Origin of the sequence: Parapedobacter sp. GCM10030251, assembly GCF_042666505.1 — a bacterium.
Taxonomy (GTDB): Bacteria; Bacteroidota; Bacteroidia; order Sphingobacteriales; family Sphingobacteriaceae; genus Parapedobacter.
Map to the genome: position 1 here is coordinate 36,645 of NZ_JBHTDN010000012.1, position 23,177 is coordinate 59,821.

Annotated in this window: 23 protein-coding genes; 12 read left to right on the top strand and 11 right to left on the bottom strand. The window is 49.0% G+C overall.

Annotated features, from left to right (window positions below):
• The first annotated feature begins 153 nt into the window (after window positions 1–153).
• The 3 genes from ACFQRK_RS21295 to ACFQRK_RS21305 all read left to right on the top strand — a co-directional run bounded on the left by ACFQRK_RS21295 (window position 154) and on the right by ACFQRK_RS21305 (window position 3,657).
• On the top strand, window positions 154–1,317 hold the full coding sequence (locus tag ACFQRK_RS21295) for a Gfo/Idh/MocA family protein (RefSeq protein WP_379010232.1): 1,164 nt from the start codon (window positions 154–156) through the stop codon (window positions 1,315–1,317).
• Between the two features lie 37 nt (window positions 1,318–1,354).
• Window positions 1,355–2,410 carry a sugar phosphate isomerase/epimerase family protein gene (locus ACFQRK_RS21300; RefSeq protein WP_379010233.1) on the top strand — a complete coding sequence of 352 codons (1,056 nt, stop codon included), beginning with the start codon at window positions 1,355–1,357 and terminating at the stop codon, window positions 2,408–2,410.
• A gap of 125 nt (window positions 2,411–2,535) precedes the next feature.
• Window positions 2,536–3,657, top strand: a complete 1,122-nt coding sequence (locus ACFQRK_RS21305; RefSeq protein WP_379010234.1) for a lactonase family protein — start codon at window positions 2,536–2,538, stop codon at window positions 3,655–3,657.
• A 4-nt stretch (window positions 3,658–3,661) separates the two neighbouring features.
• Here the strand turns inward: ACFQRK_RS21305 and mnhG are convergent, their stop codons facing one another.
• The 7 genes from mnhG to ACFQRK_RS21340 are packed head-to-tail and all read right to left on the bottom strand — an operon-like array spanning window position 3,662 to window position 9,388.
• Window positions 3,662–4,030: a monovalent cation/H(+) antiporter subunit G gene (gene mnhG, locus ACFQRK_RS21310; RefSeq protein WP_379010236.1), complete on the bottom strand. Its 369-nt coding sequence runs from the start codon at window positions 4,028–4,030 to the stop codon at window positions 3,662–3,664.
• Window positions 4,027–4,299, bottom strand: a complete 273-nt coding sequence (locus tag ACFQRK_RS21315; RefSeq protein WP_379010238.1) for a cation:proton antiporter — start codon at window positions 4,297–4,299, stop codon at window positions 4,027–4,029. Before ACFQRK_RS21315 ends, mnhG begins: the two co-directional genes overlap by 4 nt.
• Window positions 4,296–4,772, bottom strand: coding sequence for a Na+/H+ antiporter subunit E (locus tag ACFQRK_RS21320; RefSeq protein WP_379010239.1), 477 nt, complete (start codon window positions 4,770–4,772; stop codon window positions 4,296–4,298). The genes ACFQRK_RS21315 and ACFQRK_RS21320 overlap by 4 nt, the downstream gene beginning before the upstream one ends.
• Window positions 4,773–4,783: 11 nt before the next feature.
• The gene (locus ACFQRK_RS21325; RefSeq protein ID WP_379010240.1) at window positions 4,784–6,307 is read right to left on the bottom strand and encodes a proton-conducting transporter membrane subunit; all 1,524 of its coding nucleotides are present in this window, start codon (window positions 6,305–6,307) and stop codon (window positions 4,784–4,786) included.
• Window positions 6,304–6,660, bottom strand: coding sequence for a Na+/H+ antiporter subunit C (locus ACFQRK_RS21330; RefSeq protein WP_379010241.1), 357 nt, complete (start codon window positions 6,658–6,660; stop codon window positions 6,304–6,306). Before ACFQRK_RS21330 ends, ACFQRK_RS21325 begins: the two co-directional genes overlap by 4 nt.
• A gap of 2 nt (window positions 6,661–6,662) precedes the next feature.
• Entirely contained in the window at window positions 6,663–7,076 is a 414-nt protein-coding gene (locus ACFQRK_RS21335) for a Na+/H+ antiporter subunit B (protein WP_379010243.1), read from the bottom strand.
• Between the two features lie 2 nt (window positions 7,077–7,078).
• Window positions 7,079–9,388, bottom strand: coding sequence for a putative monovalent cation/H+ antiporter subunit A (locus ACFQRK_RS21340; RefSeq protein WP_379010245.1), 2,310 nt, complete (start codon window positions 9,386–9,388; stop codon window positions 7,079–7,081).
• Between the two features lie 164 nt (window positions 9,389–9,552).
• Here ACFQRK_RS21340 and ACFQRK_RS21345 point away from each other — a divergent pair, with 164 nt between their 5' ends.
• The 3 genes from ACFQRK_RS21345 to ACFQRK_RS21355 are packed head-to-tail and all read left to right on the top strand — an operon-like array spanning window position 9,553 to window position 12,781.
• The gene (locus ACFQRK_RS21345) at window positions 9,553–10,512 is read left to right on the top strand and encodes a D-2-hydroxyacid dehydrogenase (protein ID WP_379010246.1); all 960 of its coding nucleotides are present in this window, start codon (window positions 9,553–9,555) and stop codon (window positions 10,510–10,512) included.
• A gap of 2 nt (window positions 10,513–10,514) precedes the next feature.
• Window positions 10,515–11,654 carry a glycerate kinase gene (locus ACFQRK_RS21350; protein ID WP_379010247.1) on the top strand — a complete coding sequence of 380 codons (1,140 nt, stop codon included), beginning with the start codon at window positions 10,515–10,517 and terminating at the stop codon, window positions 11,652–11,654.
• Window positions 11,655–11,695: 41 nt separating this feature from the next.
• Window positions 11,696–12,781 (top strand): metallophosphoesterase, encoded by a 1,086-nt coding sequence (locus ACFQRK_RS21355; RefSeq protein ID WP_379010248.1) that lies wholly within the window; start codon window positions 11,696–11,698, stop codon window positions 12,779–12,781.
• 75 nt (window positions 12,782–12,856) lie between these two features.
• Here the strand turns inward: ACFQRK_RS21355 and acs are convergent, their stop codons facing one another.
• Window positions 12,857–14,815: an acetate--CoA ligase gene (gene acs / locus ACFQRK_RS21360; RefSeq protein WP_379010249.1), complete on the bottom strand. Its 1,959-nt coding sequence runs from the start codon at window positions 14,813–14,815 to the stop codon at window positions 12,857–12,859.
• A 71-nt stretch (window positions 14,816–14,886) separates the two neighbouring features.
• Between acs and ACFQRK_RS21365 the strand changes: the two genes are divergently transcribed.
• Window positions 14,887–15,753: a UbiA family prenyltransferase gene (locus ACFQRK_RS21365; protein WP_379010250.1), complete on the top strand. Its 867-nt coding sequence runs from the start codon at window positions 14,887–14,889 to the stop codon at window positions 15,751–15,753.
• A gap of 155 nt (window positions 15,754–15,908) precedes the next feature.
• Here ACFQRK_RS21365 and ACFQRK_RS21370 read toward each other — a convergent pair whose 3' ends face one another.
• Together ACFQRK_RS21370 and rsmA are read right to left on the bottom strand one after the other, a co-directional pair.
• On the bottom strand, window positions 15,909–16,859 hold the full coding sequence (locus ACFQRK_RS21370) for an NAD(P)-dependent oxidoreductase (protein WP_379010252.1): 951 nt from the start codon (window positions 16,857–16,859) through the stop codon (window positions 15,909–15,911).
• Window positions 16,856–17,635: a 16S rRNA (adenine(1518)-N(6)/adenine(1519)-N(6))-dimethyltransferase RsmA gene (gene rsmA / locus ACFQRK_RS21375; RefSeq protein WP_379010253.1), complete on the bottom strand. Its 780-nt coding sequence runs from the start codon at window positions 17,633–17,635 to the stop codon at window positions 16,856–16,858. Before rsmA ends, ACFQRK_RS21370 begins: the two co-directional genes overlap by 4 nt.
• A gap of 156 nt (window positions 17,636–17,791) precedes the next feature.
• Between rsmA and ACFQRK_RS21380 the strand changes: the two genes are divergently transcribed.
• From ACFQRK_RS21380 to miaA, 5 genes are read left to right on the top strand one after another with little or no spacing between them, the layout of a single operon-like run.
• Window positions 17,792–18,013 carry a DUF2905 domain-containing protein gene (locus ACFQRK_RS21380; RefSeq protein ID WP_379010255.1) on the top strand — a complete coding sequence of 74 codons (222 nt, stop codon included), beginning with the start codon at window positions 17,792–17,794 and terminating at the stop codon, window positions 18,011–18,013.
• 48 nt (window positions 18,014–18,061) lie between these two features.
• Entirely contained in the window at window positions 18,062–19,117 is a 1,056-nt protein-coding gene (pdxA, locus tag ACFQRK_RS21385) for a 4-hydroxythreonine-4-phosphate dehydrogenase PdxA (protein ID WP_379010257.1), read from the top strand.
• A gap of 27 nt (window positions 19,118–19,144) precedes the next feature.
• The gene (locus ACFQRK_RS21390; RefSeq protein ID WP_379010258.1) at window positions 19,145–20,560 is read left to right on the top strand and encodes a CCA tRNA nucleotidyltransferase; all 1,416 of its coding nucleotides are present in this window, start codon (window positions 19,145–19,147) and stop codon (window positions 20,558–20,560) included.
• Between the two features lie 27 nt (window positions 20,561–20,587).
• The gene (locus ACFQRK_RS21395; protein WP_379010259.1) at window positions 20,588–21,169 is read left to right on the top strand and encodes a hypothetical protein; all 582 of its coding nucleotides are present in this window, start codon (window positions 20,588–20,590) and stop codon (window positions 21,167–21,169) included.
• Complete coding sequence (gene miaA, locus ACFQRK_RS21400; RefSeq protein WP_379010261.1) at window positions 21,169–22,095, top strand: tRNA (adenosine(37)-N6)-dimethylallyltransferase MiaA; 927 nt, start codon at window positions 21,169–21,171, stop codon at window positions 22,093–22,095. The genes ACFQRK_RS21395 and miaA overlap by 1 nt, the downstream gene beginning before the upstream one ends.
• Here miaA and ACFQRK_RS21405 read toward each other — a convergent pair.
• Complete coding sequence (locus tag ACFQRK_RS21405) at window positions 22,080–23,150, bottom strand: branched-chain amino acid aminotransferase (protein ID WP_379010263.1); 1,071 nt, start codon at window positions 23,148–23,150, stop codon at window positions 22,080–22,082. The two genes, miaA and ACFQRK_RS21405, sit on opposite strands and share 16 nt — an antisense overlap.
• Between the last annotated feature and the right edge of the window lie 27 nt (window positions 23,151–23,177).

The window sequence follows — 23,177 nt, forward strand, 5'->3', positions numbered from 1 at the left end:
CACATTGTTCTCTGCTCGCAAAATCTTTAAAGTAAAACACGGGTTTTTGGGTATTAATGTTATTTTTGCGTACCGACGGTCCACGCAATTGGTTGCCGGTAGCCAAGGGTAATGCCAACGATAGCAGAAAAATAAATCAAAATCAGTATAACTATGGTCAATAACAGGATCAATCGTAAACTAAGGATGGGAATGGTGGGTGGCGGACAAGGAGCGTTCATCGGAGAAGTGCACCGCATTGCTGCTCAGCTGGATAATCAAATTGAATTGGTCTGCGGAGCATTCAGTTCAGATGCGTCCAAATCGAAAGAAAGCGGTCGCTCACTGTTTCTTCCCGAAAACCGCGTATATGGAAGCTATCAGGAGATGATCGAACGGGAGCGTGCGTTGCCGGAAGACGAGCGAATGGATTTTGTCAGTATTGTCACGCCGAACCACGTTCATTTTGGACCCGCAATGTTGGCGCTGGAAAACGGATTTCACGTGGTGTTGGACAAACCGATGACCTTTGATTTAGCAGAAGCCAAGCAACTTAAAAAGAAGGTGGATGAGACAGGCTTGTTGTTTTTACTAACTCATACGTATGTCGGCTATCCCATGGTCAGACAGGCCAGAAAACTGGTGAGCGACGGTGCATTGGGAAAAATCCGGAAAATCTATGTGGAGTATCCGCAAGGTTGGTTGAGTCGGGAACAGGATGATAGTAATAAGCAAGCCTCGTGGCGTACAGATCCTTCAAAGTCAGGCAAGGCGGGCTGTATGGGCGACATCGGTACGCACGCATTGCATTTGGCCGAATTCATCTCGGGATTGCGGACCACGCAACTCTGCGCTTCTTTATATGCGTATGTGGAAGGACGGAGGCTGGATGACGACGGCAATGTGCTGCTGCAGTTTGACAACGGCGCCAGCGGTGTGCTGATTGCTTCGCAGGTAGCAGCAGGTGAGGAAAACGCCTTGAAAGTCCGTGTATACGGGGAAAATGGCGGATTGGAATGGCATCAGCAGGAACCCAATTCGCTGATTGTAAGGTGGCTTGACCAACCGATGCAAATTTACCGGGCAAACGGAGCCGGCCTATCTGCCGAAGCAGCTTCATTGTGCCGTACACCGGCAGGGCATCCGGAGGGGTACCTCGAAGCCTTCGCTAACTTATATAAGTTATTTGGCAATGCGTTGCGTGCGAAACTAACTGGAGAAGAAGGCGATGGGTTTGATTTCCCGTCGATTGACGATGGGGTACGTGGAATGGCGTTTCTGGATCACGTGGTCCGCAGTAGCGAGAGCAACGAAAAGTGGACGTCTTTTACCCTGTGATGGGTCGAAAATGATGGTTTTATTTTAACAGATAAAGATGCAGACAATAAAAGGACCAGGTATTTTCCTGGCGCAGTTTTTGGGCGATCAGCCCCCCTTTGATTCTTTTGAGGCAATTTGCCGCTGGGCGAAGGAACTGGGGTTCAAAGGTATTCAGATTCCGACATGGGCGACTTCGTATTTCGACTTGCAAAAGGCGGCCGAGAGCAAGACGTATGCGGATGAAATTAAGGGTTTGGTAAATGAAATCGGCCTGGAGATTACCGAGTTATCCACACACTTGCAAGGACAGTTGGTGGCGGTGCATCCGGCGTATGATCAGTTGTTTGACGGGTTTGCACCCGCAGCGTACCACAACAATCCGAAAGCCCGGACGGAGTGGGCCGTTCAGCAATTGAAATACGCTGCCCAAGCGTCCGCGAACTTAGGGCTGAATGCACATGGGACCTTCAGTGGGGCACTGTTGTGGCACACCGTCTATCCGTGGCCTCAGCGTCCCCAAGGCCTGGTAGACACCGGATTCGAAGAATTGGCGAGACGATGGCGTCCGATATTGGACGTGTTTGACGAACATGGCGTGGATGTGTGCTATGAGATTCACCCGGGCGAAGACCTGCACGACGGAGTGAGCTACGAGCGTTTTCTGGAAAAAGTGGACAACCACCCAAGGGCATGCCTTCTGTATGATCCCTCGCATTTTGTGCTGCAATGTTTGGACTATCTCGCTTATATCGATCATTATCACGACCGAATCCGGATGTTCCATGTGAAGGATGCCGAGTTTAATCCTACGGGTAAACAAGGGGTTTATGGCGGTTATTCGGGATGGGTAGAGCGTGCCGGCAGGTTCCGCTCACTCGGTGATGGTCAGGTGGACTTCAAAGCGATATTCAGCAAGCTGACGGCGTATGACTTCAAAGGTTGGGCCGTCATGGAGTGGGAGTGTGCCCTGAAACATCCGGAAGACGGCGCCCGTGAAGGCGCGCTATTTATCCAAGATCATATCATTCGCGTAACGGAAAAGACGTTTGATGATTTTGCTGGCGGACAAGCGGATGAAGCCAGTAATCGCCGGTTATTAGGCATAGACTAGACAACGTTCGGGGGCGGCTGCAAACCGCATTGCGGTAAATGCCGCCGCCCCCATTTGATTTCATTCTGGCTGCCCGGCGCTAAAGGAGGATTATAATTTTTCCTACGACTGTATAACCTTATTGAATGAAGAGCTGTTTTATTGTTTTCTTACTTGCATTTCCCGCCATGATTTTTGCACAACGTCAGCCGATTGATTTGTTGATCGGTACCTATACAAATAATGGAAAAAGTAAAGGTATTTACGTGTATGCGTTCGATCCCGTCACGGGCACAGCAACCTTGAGAAGCACCCAAGGGGCCAAAAACCCTTCTTTTCTATCCATCAGTGCAGACCGTAGCTACATCTATGTGGCCAATGAAAATGGGGATGGCCAGGGAGCGGCTAGCGCGTACGCTTACGAGGGTGCTACCGGGAAGCTTACTTTCTTAAACCAACAGCTGACGCAGGGAGATGCGCCGTGTCATGTTGCTACGGATAGCCGTGGTACGCACGTGATCATTTCTAACTATTCGGGGGGCAGTGTTAGCGTGTTTCCCATCGAAAAGGATGGTAGCTTAGGGACGCTCAAGCAACGTATTCAACATACAGGCAGCGGTCCGGATAAAAGCAGACAGCAGGCTCCGCATGTGCATTCTGCATTTTTTACGCCCGATGAAAAGCGCGTTTATGTACAGGATCTGGGAACGGATGAAATCGCTATTTACGATTTTCAGCCGACAAATGCGGATGGCCCATTGGTTCCGGCGGCCCAACCCTTTGTGAAAAGTGCGCCGGGAGGCGGGCCGAGACACGTTGCGCAGTCCGCCGATGGAGGCTTAGTGTATCTGGTGCAGGAAATGACCGCTAAAGTAAGGGTGTACCGGCAAAAAGATGGACGCTTGGAAGGCATCCAAGAGGTGGAGATAAATGAAGAAGGCTTTTCCGGCCAAAATGGTGCGGCCGATATCAAGTTATCACTCGATGGAAAATTTTTATATGCCTCCAATCGGGGCGAAGCCCATACGTTGGCTATTTATCGGGTAGACCCCCTCGATGGCAGGCTTACCAAAGTAGGCAATCAATCGGTTTTGGGCCGGGGACCCCGAAATTTTACAATTTCTCCGGATAATAGGTATCTCTTGGTGGCCAACCAAAATACAGACGAGGTAGTCGTTTTCGCAAGGGATACGGAAACGGGCATGCTTACGGATACGGGGAAACGCATTGAGGTGCCTTCGCCGGTATGCTTGGTTTTTGTGAACTAGGGAACTAGTCCCCATTCCCCTCGCTACTAAGCTTGTGCGTTTCTTTATCGTACATGCCCGCAAGATCGTCGCGCACCGTACCCCGCCATTTTTCGGTACCGATAAAATAGGCAGCCCGTGCAATAAGGTGGGCGGCGACGGGAGCGGTGAGGGTCAAAAAAAAGATGATAGCCAGTGCTTTTGTGGTTACAGACACCTCATCGGGAAAATAGAAGGCCGCACATAAAAGCAATAGCCCACCACCCAGCGTAGCAGCTTTCACCGTAACGGATAGTCGCAAGTAAAAATCCGGCATCCGTAAGATGCCGATTGCCGCGATAAGAATGGCTAATGCACCTACCGTGCATAACATGCCGATCAGAATAGCTGTCATTTTCTTCCTCTCTTTTCTAAATAGTAAGCAAAGGCAATGGTGCCTAAAAATGCAATGAGCGCCAGGATCATTGCCACATCAATGAAGGTCGATTTCTGCGTACTGATGCTGTAAACAGCGATAACGCTTACGCCGATCGTAATCAGCAAATCCAATGCGATGACCCGGTCGACCACGCTAGGTCCGCGGAATAACCGGATAAAAACCAATAACAAGGATAGTCCCAGGATGGGTAAAATTACGTAGTCTATGTAAGTGCTCAGTGTCATCGTAAGATTTCCAATAGCCTCCGTTCAAAGCCGTCTTTGATTTGTTGGATAAACTGTTCCTTATCCTTTAGGTACATGACATGAATATACAGTACCTTCCGGTCTTCACTTACGTCAAGGATCAGTGTGCCCGGCGTTAGCGAAATAACCGTGGAAAGCAAGTTGATCTCAACATCGCTTTTTGCATTCATTGGATATTTCACGATTCCCGGCTTCATGAAAAACTTCGGGGTCACCATGTCATAGGCAACCTGTAAATTGGCCTTGATCATTTCGTAGAGAAAGTACAGGAAAAAGCCAATGATTTTCGGTACGCGCGTAAAATAGCGATGATCGCTTTCATTGCGGTTCATCAGCCACATCAGGAAAAAGCCAATGGCAAAGCCAAACAGAAAGTTTGTATAATACAGCACCCCCGTCAAGGCGACCCAAATGAAGGCGAGCAGAAGGTTCATCAAAAATTGCTTAACCATGGCGTCGTGTGTTACGGTGATACATTTGTTCCTAAAACGGCTTCGATATAAGGCGAAGGGTCTTTCATCTCCCGTGCAATATGCTGGACAACCTGCGTAATGTTCTCTGCACCTAACCCGATGTACAAGGTAATCGCTGCCAAAAAAGCAATCGGGGCAACCAGCAATGCCTTCCGGAAACGGGACGTCGGTTTGAATTCATCGACGATGAAGCTGCCGTCCTGCGTATCCGGTAAGCTCTTCCAAAATACCTTGGCCCACAGTCTCGCAATCACATAGAGCGTTGCAAAGCTGCCGATGATAATAGCACCGATCAATAGGTACTGACGATCCATAAAGCCAGCTTCAAATAAATAAATTTTAGGCCAAAATCCAGATAGGGGAGGTATACCTACCAATGAAAAGAGGACAAGCGCAATCAGCAGCGATAGCAAGGGGTACTCTGCATAGAGCCCACCCAATTTTTCCATATTCATTGTGCCGCGCAGCTTCCGGATGAGCCCGGCAATAAGAAAGCTGTTGGTCTTGACCATCATGTCATGAAACAGGTAAAACAGCGCTCCCGTAAGGGCAATTTCTGAATACATGCCCAATCCGCCTACCATAAAGCCGATATGGCAAACAATCAGGTATGAAAATACCCGTCGGATGTTGTTTTTAATGACCGCTCCGAATGTGCCCGTCAGGATGGTGAGTATTGCCAATATCACGAGCAGCGTGCTGAGGAAATTATCGGGTATGAAAATTAATGTAAAAATACGGAACAAGGCATAAATGCCAACTTTGGTCAGCAACCCCCCGAATATCGCGGCAACGGCCGACGGTGGGGTATGATAGGAAGAGGGAAGCCAAAAATACAAGGGGAATACAGCCGATTTAATTCCAAATCCGATGACAAAAAAGATGGCCGTGATGTCCACCAGTTTGCGATTCTCCATGACGCCGATTTTCAGGGATAAATCGGCCATATTGAGCGTGCCGGTGATGCCGTATAAAATACCGATTCCGGTAAGGAAAAATGTTGACGCAAGAATGTTCATCGCCATGTATTTGACCGAACCCTCGATCTGGGCTTTCCTACCCCCCAACGTCATGAGTACAAAGGATGCGATGATGATGACTTCGAACCACACATACAGATTAAAAATATCTCCGGTAAGGAACGCTCCGTTAAGTCCCATCAGTAGAAAATGGAAAATAGGAAAGTAGCCATACAGCATCCGCGCACGCGCGATTCCGGTAGCCGAATACAGGGATACCGCAAATCCGGAAAACGAAGTGAGCAATACCATACTGCTGCTGAATACATCTGCAACGAAGGAGATGCCAAAAGGGGCGTCCCAGCCGGCTGCCTGGAGGGTGAGGATACCGCCCCGCCATACTTTCGCAAATAGTTCGATGGACAGCAACATTGCTAAGGCGCTACCCACGACGCTGATAATGCGCTGTGTCACCGTTTTTCGCCAAAAAAATAAGGCTATGACGGCTGTAAACAGATGAATCAGTACCGGAGAAATGAGTGTGTTGTCCGTCATATGTCTTCTTCCTCCGGTGTGTTTAAGTCGTCAAGGTCATCCGAATTGACCAATACATAAACCCGTTTTAATAAAACGATCGCAAACGCCTGCAATCCGAAACTGATGACGATGGCGGTCAGGATCAATGCTTGAGGGACCGGATCGGCATACACGTCAGTAAACAGTTTCGCCGCTGCATCGATAACCGGCGGCTTTCCCTTGGTAATTCCGCCTAACAGGAAAATCAACAGATTGGCTCCATTGCCCAACAGAATAAGCCCGATCAGTAATTTGACCATACTCCGGCGAAGCAGCATGAAAATGCCTGAAGCGTAGAGAATTCCTATTAAAAGAACCAGTACAATCTCCATATCTATTCGCTGTATTGAGAAATGGTAAACAAGATGGTGAGTACTACGCCAACTACCACCAAATATACTCCAAGGTCAAAGAACAAAGCGGAGCCGACCATACCGATTACCGGTAGCGGGTCTTCCATCCAAAGTCCGGTCATGACCGGCTGGCCGACCAGCAGGGGGGCACACATGCTGAGTGCCGCTAACCCAAGGCCTGCCGGGATTAGCGAGCCAGGAGGGATACGGAGTAGCCGCAAGGTAGCGTCGGTGCCATGGGTAAAACTATGCAGTACGAATGCGATGGAAGCAATAAGGCCGCCCACGAATCCGCCGCCCGGGTGATAATGGCCACGTAGCAGCAGGAATATTGAAAAGAGCAGCAAAATAGGAAGCAGGTAATTGGAAGCGGTTTTTAAAATAGTGCTGTTCATACTTATTCTTTTTCCGATGCGTTAAGCCGTAATTTCAATAAACTGAATACGCCGATGGCTGCGATGCTCAAGACCACAATTTCGAACATCGTATCAACCCCCCTGAAATCCACGAGAATTACGTTGACCACGTTCTTACCCTTCGCCAATGTGTAGGCGTTGTCTCCATAAAAGCGGCTTACCTCGCCGTCAATAGGTTGGTTCAGCACCTGGAGCGCAATGAGCGAGATTACTGCGCCGAAAGCCAGCGCAACCATCCAATCACGTATTCTGGCCGCGCGGTTAGCAAAATTGAGAAAGGGTGGAAGCCTGAAGAGTACCAAGACGAATAAGACGACGGTTAAGGTATCGATGGAAAACTGGGTCATTGCCAGATCAGGAGCGCTATAAAACACAAACAGTAGGCAGATGCAGTAGCCAATAACACTGGTGGCCACGACTGCCGTAAGCCGCGATGGCGTCGTAACCGCCAGGAATATGGCAGCAATGAGAATCGCAGCCACGCTAATTTCGTAAAGCCCGACTGGAGAAAGGTAATCCAGGGTTAAGCGGACAGGGCCTCCGGTAAATAACCGAAAGGCAAGCAGTAAGACTGCAAACACAATAATGCGAAATAGATATACCCGCAGAAAACCATTGTGAAGTATCTGTGTATAGCGGCGAGAAATTAGTTTTACATAACTGGCAAGCTTACCGAAAAGATAACGGGGTGATAGGGCGTTGAATCGCTCAATTGCGGCCAAGCTGTTTGCTGAAGGTTTTCGGATTACATACAGTAAAACACCGCATGCCAACGTAACGCCGCTGAGCAATAATACGAGGTTGAACCCATGCCAGATTTTCAGTGGCGTATCTACAGGTGCATGGAGCATGGCCTGGGCCGCGGGATTCAATAACCCGCCGTCTACGAGAGACGGCAGACAGCCAAATAATAAACCCAGAAGAGCCAGCAACAGTGGGGCTGCCCACATGAGTGGGTGAGGTAAGTGGATGTCGGCATACTGTCGGGGAAGCGGACCGGTAAACGGTTTAATGCCTGCAAGAAAGCCTGCATATAGAACCAGCACGTTGGTAAGTACAGCCAGACCGGTAAGCACGACCGGAAATACACCCGGCGTATGCAAAGTCGCTTCGTAGATTAGATCTTTGCCAATGAAGCCAAAAGTAAGGGGAATTCCGGCGCTCGACAAAGCGGCTAACATTCCTGCAACGAACAGGGGCCCTAAAACCTTGCGTAAGCCCGACAGCTGCGTAACATCACGCGTGCCTGTCTCGTGGTCGATCACGCCCGTGGCGAGAAATAATGAAGCCTTATATAACGCGTGGACAAGAATAAATACGGTCGCAGCCAGCAAGGATTCCGGCGTGCCGATGCCAATAAGGAAGACCAATATGCCGAGTGCTGCAATCGTTGAGTAGGCCAGTATCGCTTTTAAGTCGATGCGGAATACGGAATGGAAAGCGCTGTAAAGCATCGTGACGCCGCCTACAACGACCAGCGGGTACATCCAATAATCGGTGCCGCCTAATACCGGATGGAGCCGGGCCAGCAGGTAAACGCCTGCTTTCACCATCGTAGCAGAGTGTAAATAGGCAGATACGGGTGTAGGCGCTTTCATGGCTCCCGGTAACCAGAAATGGAAGGGAAATTGGGCCGATTTTGTGAATGCGCCGGCAAAAACCAATGCCAATATCCAGCCATATAGCGCATGGCCTTTCAGGTATTCATTTGCTCCAAGCATTTCCTGGATCGAATAACTGCCGGAAAGATGCCCCATCAAAATCAACCCCGCCATTAATAGGAATCCTCCTCCGCCGGTTATGCCTAATGCAATCAATGAGCTTTTACGCGACTCCGCATGGTCATTGTTGAAACCGATGAGGAAAAAGGAGCTGATGCTGGTTAATTCCCAAAAAATAAACAACAGCAGCACGTTGTCGGCTAAGACAAGACCGAGCATCGCTGCCATGAACAAGCTTAGATAGGCGTAAAAACGATCGAGGTACCGATGGCCCTTTAAGTAGGGGGCGGCGTATAAAAAGACCAACGATCCAATGCCGGTTATCAGTAAACTAAACAACAGCGAAAGCCCGTCAAGACGGAAATCAAAATTGATGCCCAATGAAGGAACCCACGGGGCATGGAAAGATACCGCCTCCCCTCTGCCGATGACCGGAATAAAACTGGCAAAATACGTAAACAAGGCGATCGGCAGAAACGACACATAGATGGCGAATCTACCCTTCAGATATTTACCGAAGGGTATATATAAAATGGAGACAATCAGGCCTGATAGAATCGCAATTAACATCTGTCTTTTTTGTTGACGGGTGACTAAAATATATAAATTTTGCCAACGCCATTGCTTAAAATTTGAAAAAAAGTGAATATTCCTCTTTTTTTTACGCTGGGCTTCCACTTTTTCTGCTATTTGAAAAGTTCTTCTTATTATTGAAATGTCAAAGGAAATTGCAAATGAATCTAGTTGTATTAGATGGCTATACGTTAAATCCGGGCGACCTAAGTTGGGACAACCTGCAACAAAAAGGAAACCTTACCGTTTATGACCGCACCCCTTTGCAAGACATCGTGGAGCGGGCTAAAGATGCCGAAGCTGTATTTACGAATAAGGTGCCTCTCAACGCCGATACCCTGGGGAAGTTGCCTAAATTGCGTTATATCGGCGTATTGGCGACCGGCTACAACATCATAGATGTAGCCGTAGCCAAGCAACGGGGCGTCGTGGTGTCCAACGTGCCGGGATATGGTACCGATTCCGTCGTACAGATGACATTTGCGCTCTTACTGGAGTTGTGTCAACGGGTGCAGCGACACAGCGATAGCGTGTCAAAAGGCAAGTGGTCCCGATCACCCGATTTCTGTTTCTGGGAATATCCCTTGGTGGAACTATCCGGAAAGACCCTGGGGATCATCGGATTCGGTGACATCGGTCAGCGAGTGGCTGATGTGGCGTCGGCTTTCGGTATGAAGGTATTGGGCTATAGCCGCACCCATACAGACCAATCACATCGCCGGAATTTTAGTTGGGCCAGCTTGGATGAGTTGTTGGAACAGTCGGATGTGGTGAGCATTCATTGCCCGCTTACACCGGCGACTCAGGGATTGATCCATGCAGGAACGTTAGCCAAAATGAAGAAGAGTGCCTTTTTGCTGAATACGTCAAGGGGGCCGATTATCGTTGAAGAAGATTTAGCCGACGCATTGAAACGCGGGCAACTCGCCGGCGCGGGACTGGATGTCCTCTCGGCTGAACCGCCTCCGTCAGACCATCCGCTAATTGGTATTGAAAATTGCCTGATTACGCCACACATTTCGTGGGCTACCCGGGAGGCTCGGAGTCGCATGATGGAAAAAGTAGTCGCCAATTGGGTGGCCTACCTCCAAGGCCAACCGATTCATGTCGTCAATACGTAGCCATGCATGTCCTCATTGCTCCTAATGCATTTAAACACGCGCTAACAGCGCAGCAAGCGGCCTTGGCTATTCAAGCCGGTTTGGAAGCCAGTAAACTGACGTGTACGTGCGAGTGTTTCCCGATAGGGGACGGTGGCAATGGGACTGGTGAGCTGATATTAGACCGGCTGGGAGGCTATTCGGTTGAGGTACGGGTGGATGATCCTTTGGGAAGGCCGGTAACTGCTTCCTTCGGACTGATAGCGGATGGGCAGACGGCTGTCATCGAAATGGCACATGCATCGGGGTTGCACCTTTTGAAACAGAATGAGCTGAATCCGTTGCGTACGAATTCGTTTGGAACGGGACAATTGATGAAGGCTGCGATGGACCGCGGGGTCCGAAAGATTATTATTGGTATGGGGGGATCAGCTACGGTTGACGGAGGAAGCGGTATACTCGCAGCACTTGGCGTCCGATTTTTGGACGCAGCGGGGGCAACGATTACCGATCTGCCCTTCGGTCTTTCGCGATTGCATTCATTGGACTGCACGTCAATGGACGGACGATTGGCAGATTGCGAGATTACTGTATTGTGCGATGTGGACAATCCCTTGTTAGGGAAGAATGGAGCGGCAGCCGTGTTCGGTCCGCAAAAGGGGGCAACCCCCGAGATGGTCGGAGCATTGGAAGAAAGGTTGCGGCAATTTGCGGCGGTCGTAGAGTCTGTAACCGGACATAATATCGCTGATTTTCCATCGGGTGGAGTGGCTGGTGGCGCCAGCGCAGGGTTAGTTGGAATTCTGAATGCCAAGCTGGCGAATGGCATTGATTATTTTTTGCAATTGACGCATTTTGACGATTCCTTGTCCAAAAGCCAACTGGTCATCACCGGCGAGGGAAGCATTGATAGCCAAACGTTGCGGGGCAAAGGACCTTACGGAGTAGCGAAAAGCGCACGGCAAATGGGGGTGCCCGTTCTCGGACTGGCAGGCGGAGTGCCTGTTCAAATTGCAGACGAACTGAATGCGTATTTTGATGGGTTGATGCCGATTGGAAACGCACCGACTTCATTGGCGGAAGCGTTGCCGCTCACGGGCATAAACCTTACACGCACGGCGTTGCAATTAGGTAACTTAATCGCCGCATTGGGAATCAAATGATGCATACATATAAAACCAAATAAAAACTATTCTTATCAAGCATGTACAAACACTATTTTATCCGGCTCGTCGCCATTGTTCTAGTCAGTTTTTCGCCTTTTGTCAGTAATGCACAGACGCATTCCTATCAACCCCCCGCATTAAGTAATCCCGATTCATGGTCGTTGGTGTTGTTGCCTGATCCGCAGAGCTACGTGAAGTTTGAACGGAACCAAGGCGTCCTCGAGCTAATGACCGGATGGATCAGCGAACAGATCGAGCCTTTGAATATCGGGATGGTGCTGTGTACGGGGGACTTAGTAGAGCATAACGATTGGCTGAATCCGAACGAGACCCAAGGGAATCAAGCAGGTAAACAGCAATGGGAGGCTGTGGCTCGCGCTTTTAGCCGTCTGGATGGCAAGGTGCCCTATGTTGCAGGTACAGGCAACCACGACTATGGCGTCAAAAATATCGAGTACCGCCGGACAAATTACAACCAGTATTTTCCGGTAGATAAAAATCCATTGTCTCAAAAATTGCTCCGGGATGTAGGTACCGACGCCGAAGGCTATCCCTCCCTTACCAATGCCACCTATGAATTCACATCGCCCCATGGGCGTAAATTCTTGGTCATGGTGTTGGAATTCGCGCCAAGAGATACGGTGCTTAACTGGGCGTTGCAAACTGTCAACCAAGAAAAATATGCGGACCATACCGTCATCCTGTTAACCCACTCGTACCTGAATTCGGAAAGTGAACATATCGTGAAGGAAGGGTATCCCATCACGGATGGAAACTATGGTGCCGCAGTTTGGGAAAAACTGGTCAAACCTTCCAAGAATATCCAGCTGGTATTCAGTGGGCATATCGGTAAACCCGACGATATCCTTGGGCACATCGGATTCCGGACGGATACCAACGCTGGAGGCAAACGCGTGCAACAGATGGTTTTCAATGCGCAGGCGTTAGGTGGTGGATGGCACGGTAATGGTGGCGACGGCTGGCTGCGCTACCTGGAGTTTTTGCCCGATGGAAAGACGGTTAATGTCCGTACCTTTTCGCCTTTGTTTGCGATTTCTCCGTCTACCCGGCAACTTGCCTGGCGCACGGCAGCCTACGACCAGTTTACGTTTGAATTGGATTAGAAAATTGAACATGGATGACAGCCGGTTAACAGATCCGCGATCCGTCAATCGGCTGTCATCCGCGTTCAAAAATGGTTAGGACCTTAACTTCTCGGCCCCCGCTTTAATTTCATCCACTACACTTGGATCAAGCAGGGTCGTAGTATCCCCCAGATTGGACGTATCACCTTCGGCGATTTTCCGTAGGATCCGCCGCATGATTTTTCCCGACCGGGTCTTAGGTAGACCGGATACAAACTGGATTTTATCCGGTTTGGCTATGGCGCCGATGATCCGACTGACCGTTTGATTGATATCCTGCCGGGTAAGGTCTTCGTCGATATGGTGTTGGCTGGCAATGACAAATGCATAAATGCCCTGTCCTTTGACCGGATGTGGGTAGCCTACGATGGCTGATTCAACCACATCGCTGTGCATATTGATGGCATTTTCTACTTCTGCGGTGCCAATGCGGTGGCCGGATACGTTCAGTACGTCGTCTACACGACCGGTAATGCGGTAATGACCGTCTTCGTCCCGAAGGCATCCATCGCCGGTAAAATACATGTTCTCATACGCCGAGAAGTAGGTTTGGCGGCAGCGTTCGTGATCACCATAGGTGGTGCGTAGCATGCCTGGCCAGGGAAACTTGATACAAAGGTTGCCACTTACGTCGTTGCCGGTAATTTCGTTGCCATTTTCGTCCACCAATATCGGCTGCACACCGGGCAAAGGTAGCATCGCATAGCCCGGCTTCGTAGGCGTTACACCCGCTATTGGCGAGATCAGGATCCCTCCGTTTTCGGTTTGCCACCAGGTGTCCACTATCGGGGCTTTCCCTTTTCCGATCTTCTCGTCGTACCAATGCCAGGCCTCCTCATTAATGGGTTCGCCTACACTGCCTAGCTTCCGGATGCTGCTCAAGTTTTTGCTGTCGACGTATTCATCGCCCATAGCCATTAAGGATCGGATGGCCGTCGGTGCGGTATAAAGGATGTTTACCTGGTGTTTGTCAACAATGTCCCAGAAACGCCCGGCATCCGGCCATGTCGGAATGCCTTCAAACATCAGCGAAGTCGCGCCTTGTGACAGCGGGCCGTAGATAATATACGAATGTCCTGTGATCCATCCGATGTCGGCGGTACAAAAGTACACTTCATCCGGCTGGTATTGGAACACATTGGAAAAGGTGTATCCGGTATAAACCATATATCCGCCACAAGTATGGACTACTCCCTTGGGTTTGCCGGTAGAACCAGACGTGTAGAGAATAAATAGCATGTCTTCGGCGTCCATCTCTTCGGCCGGACAGGCTGGATTGCCCTGGGTTTCGACTTTTTTGATTTCATCTTCCCACCAAACATCGCGTCCTTTAATCATGGAAATAGGTGTGCGGGTGCGCGTAAGCACAATAACGCGCTCTACCGATTTGCATTGCACCAATGCGTCGTCGACGATGCTCTTCAACTCAATGGTTTTGGTGCCGCGGAATCCACCGTCCGAAGTGATCACCAATCGGCAGTCTGCGTCGTTGATACGATCAGCAATGGACTGAGCGGAAAATCCACCAAAAACCACCGAATGGATAGCCCCGATGCGAGCACAAGCAAGTACTGCAATCACCAATTCGGGAACCATGGGCAGGTAAATGCATACACGATCGCCTTTACGGACACCGTTATTTTTGAGTACATTGGAAAACTGTTCGACTTTTTCCAGCAATTGCTTATAAGTAAGCACCCGAAAGGCTTCATTGGGGTCGTTAGGTTCCCAGATGATAGCGGGTTTGTCGCCCAGCTTGTAAATATGCCGGTCAAGGCAGTTTTCGGTGATATTGAGCCGTGCACCATCAAACCATTTGATTTTGGGTTCCTTGAAATTCCAATCCAACACTCGGTTCCATTTACGTCTCCAGTAAAAATGTTCTGCAATTCCCGCCCAAAATTCCTCAGGTTTTTCTACGCTCTCTTGGTAAACCCGTTGGTATTCCTCAAATGATTTGATTTGTAAATCCATGTTTAGTTTAACTTTTTTATGTGTTATTTTGTTGGACACATTGGCCTACATTTGGTTTTAAACGCTGGCTAATTTACGTACTTTTTGTAAAAAAGAGAATTTTCTGCCAAATGCTGCGGAATTATATACAACGTGCCGTTGACACCTTATTGTTTAGTAATGTCTTTATAGCCCTATGTGCCGTAGCCCAGGGCGGGTTGACTTACCTATTGCTGTCGCTTCCTCTCGACGGTGTGGTGCTCACGATATTGGGTTGCTCGACCTTAGCGCTTTATAATTTCAGCATGATATTGGGAAAGCCACCGCAACCGGAGAAATCTCGTTTCCGTCGTGTCCGCTGGGTGTTCAAGCATGAACGATCACTTTGGGGGTGGACCGGTTTGGCGGTGGTAACGCTACTGGCACTGGGATTACAGCTTCATTGGCCCGCTTTTCTGTTGTTGGGCGTCATGGGCGTAATGGGTTTGGCCTACAACCTTCCCGTGCTTCCCATACAGGGTAAACGTCATTGGGTCGGATTGAGACAGATTACCGGACTGAAACTGTTTTATATTGGGCTGATGTGGGCAATGAGCAATGTATTGCTGCCCGTTGCCAGGGCCTATTATGAGGGCGTTGTCATCGACGGCTGGCAGGTAGCCCAATTATTTGTATGGGTGTTTTTGTTTGTCGTCGCCATTACAATTCCTTTTGATATCCGTGATATTTATCAGGATAGGTACTATGGATTGAAAACCATTCCCGTTATGGTTGGAGAGCGTAAGGCGCTGGCCTTATCGGCTGCCTTATTGGTTTTGCATGCCGGCTGGATCTGGATAAGCGGTTATTCTTTGCAGGTTCGTCTTGCACTGTCGGTCACTTCGGTATTTTGCTTGGTCATGATTTTGTTTCCACCGGTAAAAAAAAATGAATACTATTATTTTTTCCTATTGGACGGAATGATGGCCCTTCAGTTTCTGGCGGTATGGATAGCATAATGCAACATATCCCATCCGCACGTGATACGCACGTCTTCCGTACCTTTTGTGTACCCTTTGTGTACCTTCTTTGAAAGCCGTTGACACGCGTGTGGGCGGAACAACTGGGTTGCCTTTGTTATGACCGCTTGAATGGCGACAATGAGGAAGCGCGATTATTCAGCGTGAGATTTTAAAAACCGGATGACTTTATCAACCAGCACATCAGCTATTTTGAAGTAGCTTTCTACACTCCAGCCTGCAACATGGGGACTTAGCACCACTTTTTCATGCTTGATCAACGGAATAAACCAAGACTGCCGGGTTAAGTCCGGAAATTTCTCAACAGGCAGTACGTCAAATGCGGCTCCCAATATCCTTCCTTCGTCAAGTGCTTTCAATATGGAAGGGATGTTAACAATTTCGCCGCGTGCACCGTTGAGAAAGAAAAAGGGTTTACGGAAGTGACGGAGATATTCGTCATCTATGAGGTTGCGTGTCTCACGGGTGAGTGGGATGTGAAGACTGAGTACATCGGCTCGTTTGACCACCTCTTCCATGCTTGCCTCCTGGGCATAGGCATCGCTGAATCCCGTTTTGTATTTGTCATAGGCAATTACCGTGACCCCGAATCCGGACAGCTTGCGAGCCATGGCCTGCCCGTTATTGCCGTAACCAATCAGGGCAACGGTACGGCCGCCTAATTCCACGCCACGGTTTTCTTCTCGCCGCCACAGCCCGCCCTTTACTTCGCCGTTACCACGATAGAGGTTATTCATCAGCCCAAGGAGCATTCCCACCATATGTTCACCTACCGCATCTCGGTTGCCTTCGGGGGCGTTTAGCAAGGTAATCCCCTTCTCAGTGGCGTAGTTTTCATCAATGTTGTCCATCCCTGCACCGCCGCGGGCGATAAAGTCCAATTGCGGAGCTGCATCAATAAAAGCTGCATCGACTTTGAACTTCGATCGTATAACTAATCCGGTATATTGCGGTATGATACGCAACGTCTCTTCTTTGCTAATTGCGGGTTGATAGTTAAATGCAATGTTTTCGCCCTGAAGCCGCTCGGTAAAAACGGGATGAATGTCGTCCACGATCAAGACGTTGGTAGGAAGTGTTGTCATATACGTTTAGAAATTTCGTTTGTCAATGTGATAAAATTTGCGACCGAAAGCCGTTCGGCGCGCAGCTCGTACAGCGGATTGTCGCTCATCTGCTCTTTGGGGATAAGAGACGCTAGTGCGTTGCGTAAAGTTTTGCGTCGCTGATTGAAGGCGGCCTTGACTACTCGCCCAAAAAGGGCCTCGTCGCAATCCAAGGCTTCGATCGCATTACGGGTAAGTCTAATAACACCGGAAAGTACTTTGGGAGGTGGATTAAATGCGCCGGCTTTCACGGTAAACAAATATTCCACCTGGTAGTATGCTTGCAGAAACACGCTAAGAATGCCATAGTCCTTGCCACCCGGCGAGGCAACGCAGCGCTCGGCAACTTCTTTCTGGAACATGCCCACGACTTCGATTACACGGTGGCGTTCGGCCAACACCTTAAATAGGATCTGAGAGGAAATGTTGTAGGGGAAATTGCCGATAATGGCTAGCTTTCCCTCAAAATGGGCAGCGAAATCCAGCTGCAAAAAATCTCCGTGAATAAGCCGGGAACCAATTTGGGGGTAGTGCTGCTGCAGAAACTGAATGGATTCGCCATCTACGTCGATTAACCACGTTTGATACGGCTCTTGCGTCAGTAGTAAATCCGATAGAATGCCCATGCCGGGACCGACCTCCAACACGGTGTCATATCCCAATTGGGGCCGAAGAGCTCCCACAATTTTAGCCGCGGTGTTCTTGTCCGTCAGGAAATGCTGCCCCAGGTGTTTTTTTGCGCGGACGCTGCTCATTAATGCATGGATTTGCGGCAAAGATAATATTTTACGATTTAATTCTTTTTCACACAAGGTTCAGCAAAAAGTCGCTGCAGTCGTTATCATAACGTGATCCGCAGATCGTCACGTTGCGTGAACGCCGACGTATTTTTGTAACTTTACGGCTTAATCATGAAAGAAATTGCTAGAATATTGATTTTGGGAGGCGGAGCCCTTCTGGTGATCGGGCTGATCGTCTATTTCCTGGGCGACCGGTTAAAGGGATTCGGCAACTTACCCGGCGATATCCGCATCGAGAGGCCGGGGTTTAATTTTTATATGCCAATCACTAGCATGCTGCTGCTGAGCGTTATACTCAGCTTCGTCATTTGGCTCGCGCGTAAATTGTTTTGAGTGCGTCCTTTAAATTCATACTTTTGGTAGCCAAACTACAGAACGGATATGAGCGATAAATTGAAGATAGGAATTTCCATAGGCGATGTAAACGGGATCGGATTGGAGGTTATTATCAAGACTTTGATGGATAATCGGATACTGGAATATTTTACCCCCGTTGTGTATGGAAATACCAAGGTCGCTTCTTTTCATCGCAAAGCACTGGGAATTAATGATTTTAGTTTTCATGTGATCAATTCTCCCGAGCAGGCCCATCATAAACGCCCTAATATCATCAATTGTTGGCCGGAGGAAGTGAAAATCAGTTTGGGCGAAGAAAATGAGATTGGCGGAAAGTATGCATTCCTCTCGTTAAAGCACGCCGTAGATGATTTGATAGCTGGCAAGATCGATGCGCTCGTTACCGCTCCGATCAACAAGCACAACATCCAGCGGAGCGAGTTCGAGTTTCCGGGTCATACCGAATACCTGCAATCCCGCACAAACAGTGAGAACGTGCTGATGTTTATGATCAGTGAAGATCTGCGGATTGGCGTGGTTACCGGACACATTCCGGTAAAGGATATCGCGCCGAGTATACATGTCGAAGCCATTGTTTCCAAGTTATCGCTTATGAATGCGAGCTTGAAACGGGACTTTTGGATCCAAAAACCTAAAATTGCCGTATTGGGGCTGAATCCACATGCCGGAGATCACGGATTGATTGGTTCGGAGGATGAACAGCTAATTGTTCCGGCAATTGAACAGGCGAAATCGGCGGGAATCTTTTGTTTCGGCCCTTATCCGGCAGATGGTTTCTTCGCTTCGGATGCGTATGTCAAATTTGACGCGGTATTGGCGATGTATCACGATCAGGGACTGATTCCCTTCAAACACATTGCGTCCCGTAGCGGCGTTAATTTTACAGCGGGTCTACCCGTTGTGCGCACATCGCCGGATCATGGCACGGGATACGATATCGCTGGTAAAAATCTGGCTTCGGAAACATCTTTCCGGGAAGCGATATTCTCGGCGATCCATATTGTCAAACGGCGGAAAGAGCAAGCTGAATTGTCTTCCAATCCGTTGGTTACAAAGCGGTTGACGCGTGACCGGGATTGATTGACCAAGGCGATACCGTAGACATTTATGAAGGAATTTTTACAACATCCCATTTTCTCTTTATTGAGTGATATTGCCAACGAATCCCAGATGGAGTGCTACGTGGTTGGCGGGTACGTACGCGATCAGATCATGAAGCGTGAAGGCAAAAACGATATTGATATCGTAGTCGTTGGAAGTGGGATTGATTTTGCAACCCGGGTAGGAAATCGCTTAGGCGTTAAGGTTGCTGTCTACAAAAATTTCGGTACGGCCATGCTGAATCATGGCTCCTTGCAACTGGAGTTTGTAGGAGCCCGCAAAGAATCGTACCGTTCGGAATCGCGTAAACCCATCGTCGAAGACGGAAGTTTGGAAGACGATCAAAACCGACGCGATTTTACCATCAACGCCATGGCATTGTCGCTTAACAAGCATGATTTTGGGCGATTAATCGATCCCTTTGGCGGAATCACGGATATCCAGCACCGGCTTATCCGGACACCGCTGAATCCAGCAGAAACCTTTTCGGATGACCCATTGCGCATGATGCGTGCCATCCGGTTCGCTACACAACTTCACTTCCGTATTGATATACAGGCGGTCAAGGCAATTTCGGAACATCGGGAGCGAATAAAAATTATCTCCAAAGAGCGAATTATCGACGAACTCAACAAAATTATTCTGGCGGCGAAGCCGTCGATCGGGTTTAAGTATCTGTTCGATTCCGGACTGCTGTCCTTGATTTTTCCTGCGATGGCCAACCTGTATGGCGTTGAGGTCATTGATGGAAAAGGACATAAAGATAATTTTTACCACACATTGGAGGTGTTAGACAATGTGGCAACGATGAGTGATGACCTTTGGCTTAGGTGGGCCGCCATTATGCACGATATTGCCAAGCCCGCTACCAAGCGTTTTGACAAGCGGCATGGGTGGACGTTTCACGGGCACGAAGATAAAGGCGCGCGTATGGTGCCAAAGTTATTTGCAGACCTCAAGTTGCCACTCAACGATCGGATGAAATTTGTGCAAAAGCTGGTGTTGCTGCACTTAAGGCCGATCGTACTGGCACAAGATATCGTTACCGATTCTGCAGTCAGACGACTGCTATTTGAGGCCGGTGATGACATCGATAGCCTGATGACGCTTTGCCATGCCGACGTGACCACTAAAAACGAGTACAAGCGGAAAAAGTACCGGCAGAATTTTGAATTGGTAAAGCAGAAACTGCGTGACGTTGAGGAACGGGACAAAATCCGGAACTGGCAGCCTCCGGTAACGGGAGAGGATATCATGTCTGCATTTAAGCTGAGTCCCGGTCGGGAGGTGGGCGTTATTAAAAATGCGATCCGAGAGGCCATATTGGAGGGCGATATCGCTAACGACAAAGAAGAAGCATATCGGTTTATGCTCGAAAAAGGGAAGGAAATGGGATTAATTTCGGATATTCGCATAAAATAACAATAAAAATAATCACAGGAGAGCGTTATGGCTATCTATCGTTTTAGGATTTCATTCGAAGATTATGATGATATCATCCGCGAGATTGATATACTGCCGAAGCAGACCTTTTTAGACCTGCACAAAGCGTTGCACGCTTCAACGGGGTATAACCCGGAAGTACCGTCATCTTTTTATGTCAGTAATGACCACTGGAAGAAAGGGGATGAAATCGCTTATTTGCCCGACGAGCGGAAAAAAGAGCGCGGGGTTGCAATCATGGAGAATTCAAAGCTAAGTAAATTTATCGATGATCCTCATCAGAAATTTTACTACGTATATAACATCAGCCAGCCGTTTGATTTCCATGTGCAGCTGATTAAAATTTTGAAAGAGGAGGCGGGAAAAGAATACCCGTCCCTATTCAAGAATATCGGACAGGCTCCCAAGCTTCCGGGAGCGGCTGCGGTACCTTCTGAATCGACTCCGAAGAAAGGCGGGGATGACTATGATTTCCTCCAGGAAACGGAGTATGGCATCAATGAAGAAGAGGATTTCGATATGCTGGACGAGGAAGAGCAAACGGAAGGTAAGGAAGAAGGGAACGAGGGTTTCGAGGATGAATATTAATGGAATATGCGCCAATAAAGACACTGGTCTGCGTAGTCGGGCCTACGGCCATTGGTAAAACCGCGGTAGGTATTCAGTTAGCGCAGCATTTTCATACCGAGATCTTATCAGCCGATTCCCGCCAATTTTACCAAGAATTGAATATCGGTACGGCGAAGCCTACGAATGAAGAATTGACCGCCGTACGTCACCATTTTATCGACTCGCACCGTTTGACAGACGTATATTCCGCCGGAAATTTTGAGCGCGATGCGTTGCAGTTACTGGAGGAGCTGTTTGCCCACCGGGATATCGTATTGCTGGTTGGCGGATCGGGGCTGTTTGTCGATTCGGTATGTCAGGGACTGGACGATCTACCCCAGCCATTGCCCGGTGTACGCGATCAGCTTAACCACGTGCATGAACAGGGAGGAGTGGCACTCCTGCAGCAGCGATTGAAAGAAGTAGATCCGGTTTATTACGGTGAAGTGGACATCCATAATCCACAACGGGTAATCCGGGCTCTTGAAGTATACGAAAGCACGGGCCTGCCGTTTTCGCATTTTCGCAGACAGCAACGCAAAATACGTCCTTTTCAGGTGCGCAAACTCGGATTGAATACCGATCGCTCCAGTTTGTACCAACGCATCAACGAACGGGTAGATGCGATGATGGACGCCGGTTTGTTGGATGAGGTGAAATCCTTGTTGCCCTATCGGAATTTGCCACCCTTGCAAACCGTGGGATATGCTGAATTATTTGACTACCTGGACGGTAAATATACACTGTCGGAAGCAGTCGACCGAATTAAACAAAATACCCGCAGATATGCGAAACGGCAACTCACTTGGTTTCGAAAAGATCCGCAAACCGTTTGGTTTGAACCCACCGATCTTGCCGGAATGAAATCCTACCTTGCCGAAGATTTGAATCAATCCACTACGTAATTCCAGCCAAACTCGTCGTCGATACGTCCATAACGTAAGTCGTTAAGGTATTGCAGCACCTTGTTGGAGAATTCGCGCGTAGCGGGATCCGACAAATGATACCGTTTGCCTTCATATCCGAGTTCGGTAATAGGGGTAAGCGTCGCGGCGGTACCTGCAGCAAATGCTTCTGTTACGCTGCCGTCTTCGATTCCGTCGACCAGTTCTTTGACCGATACCTTACGCTCCTCTACCTGGTACCCCCAATGCCGGGCAATTTCGACGATTGTCCGCCGTGTGATGCCGTGAAGGATGGTGTCGGATGAAGGGGTAATAATCGTGTCTCCTACGCGAAATACCAGGTTCGCGGTGCCCGCTTCTTCCACATATTTGTGTTCCTTCGCATCCGTCCACATCAGTTGATCAAATCCCTCTTCCTGTGCCAATCGGGTCGGATGAAGCGAGAGAGCATAGTTGCCCGCATTCTTGGAGAAACCTACGCCCCCTTCGGCGGCGCGGGTAAAGTGTGTTTCTACTTTTAAACGTAGGGGCTTGTTATAGTAGGCGCCAACCGGACCGGTGATGATGATAAATTTATAGGAATCGGAAGGGTGTACGCCCAATGCCGCTTCCGTGCCGAACATAAACGGTCGAATATAGAGGGATGCACCATTCGTGCTGGGTACCCAATCGCGATCGAGATCAATCAGGGCCTTCAGGCCGCCGATAAAGATTTCCTCAGGCACTTCGGGCATTTCCAATCGAAGGGCCGATTTGTTGAAACGCTCGTTATTTTTATCCGGCCGAAACATGCTGACCGTACCATCGGCGAACTTATAGGCCTTGAGGCCTTCAAAAATAGCCTGCCCATAATGCAAGGCGGACGTTGCAGGACTTAACGACAGGTTTCCGTAGGGCACGATGCTCACATCCTCCCAGTGTCCGCGCACATAATCGGCCACCAGCATGTGGTCGGATAATATTTGACCAAACTTTAGGTTGTTGAAATCGACTTGTGGGAGCCTCGACTGCTGTGTTTGCTCCACCCGGATTGCTGTTGTTGCTGCCTCGTTCATAGCTATAAAATCTAAGGTGTGCAAGTT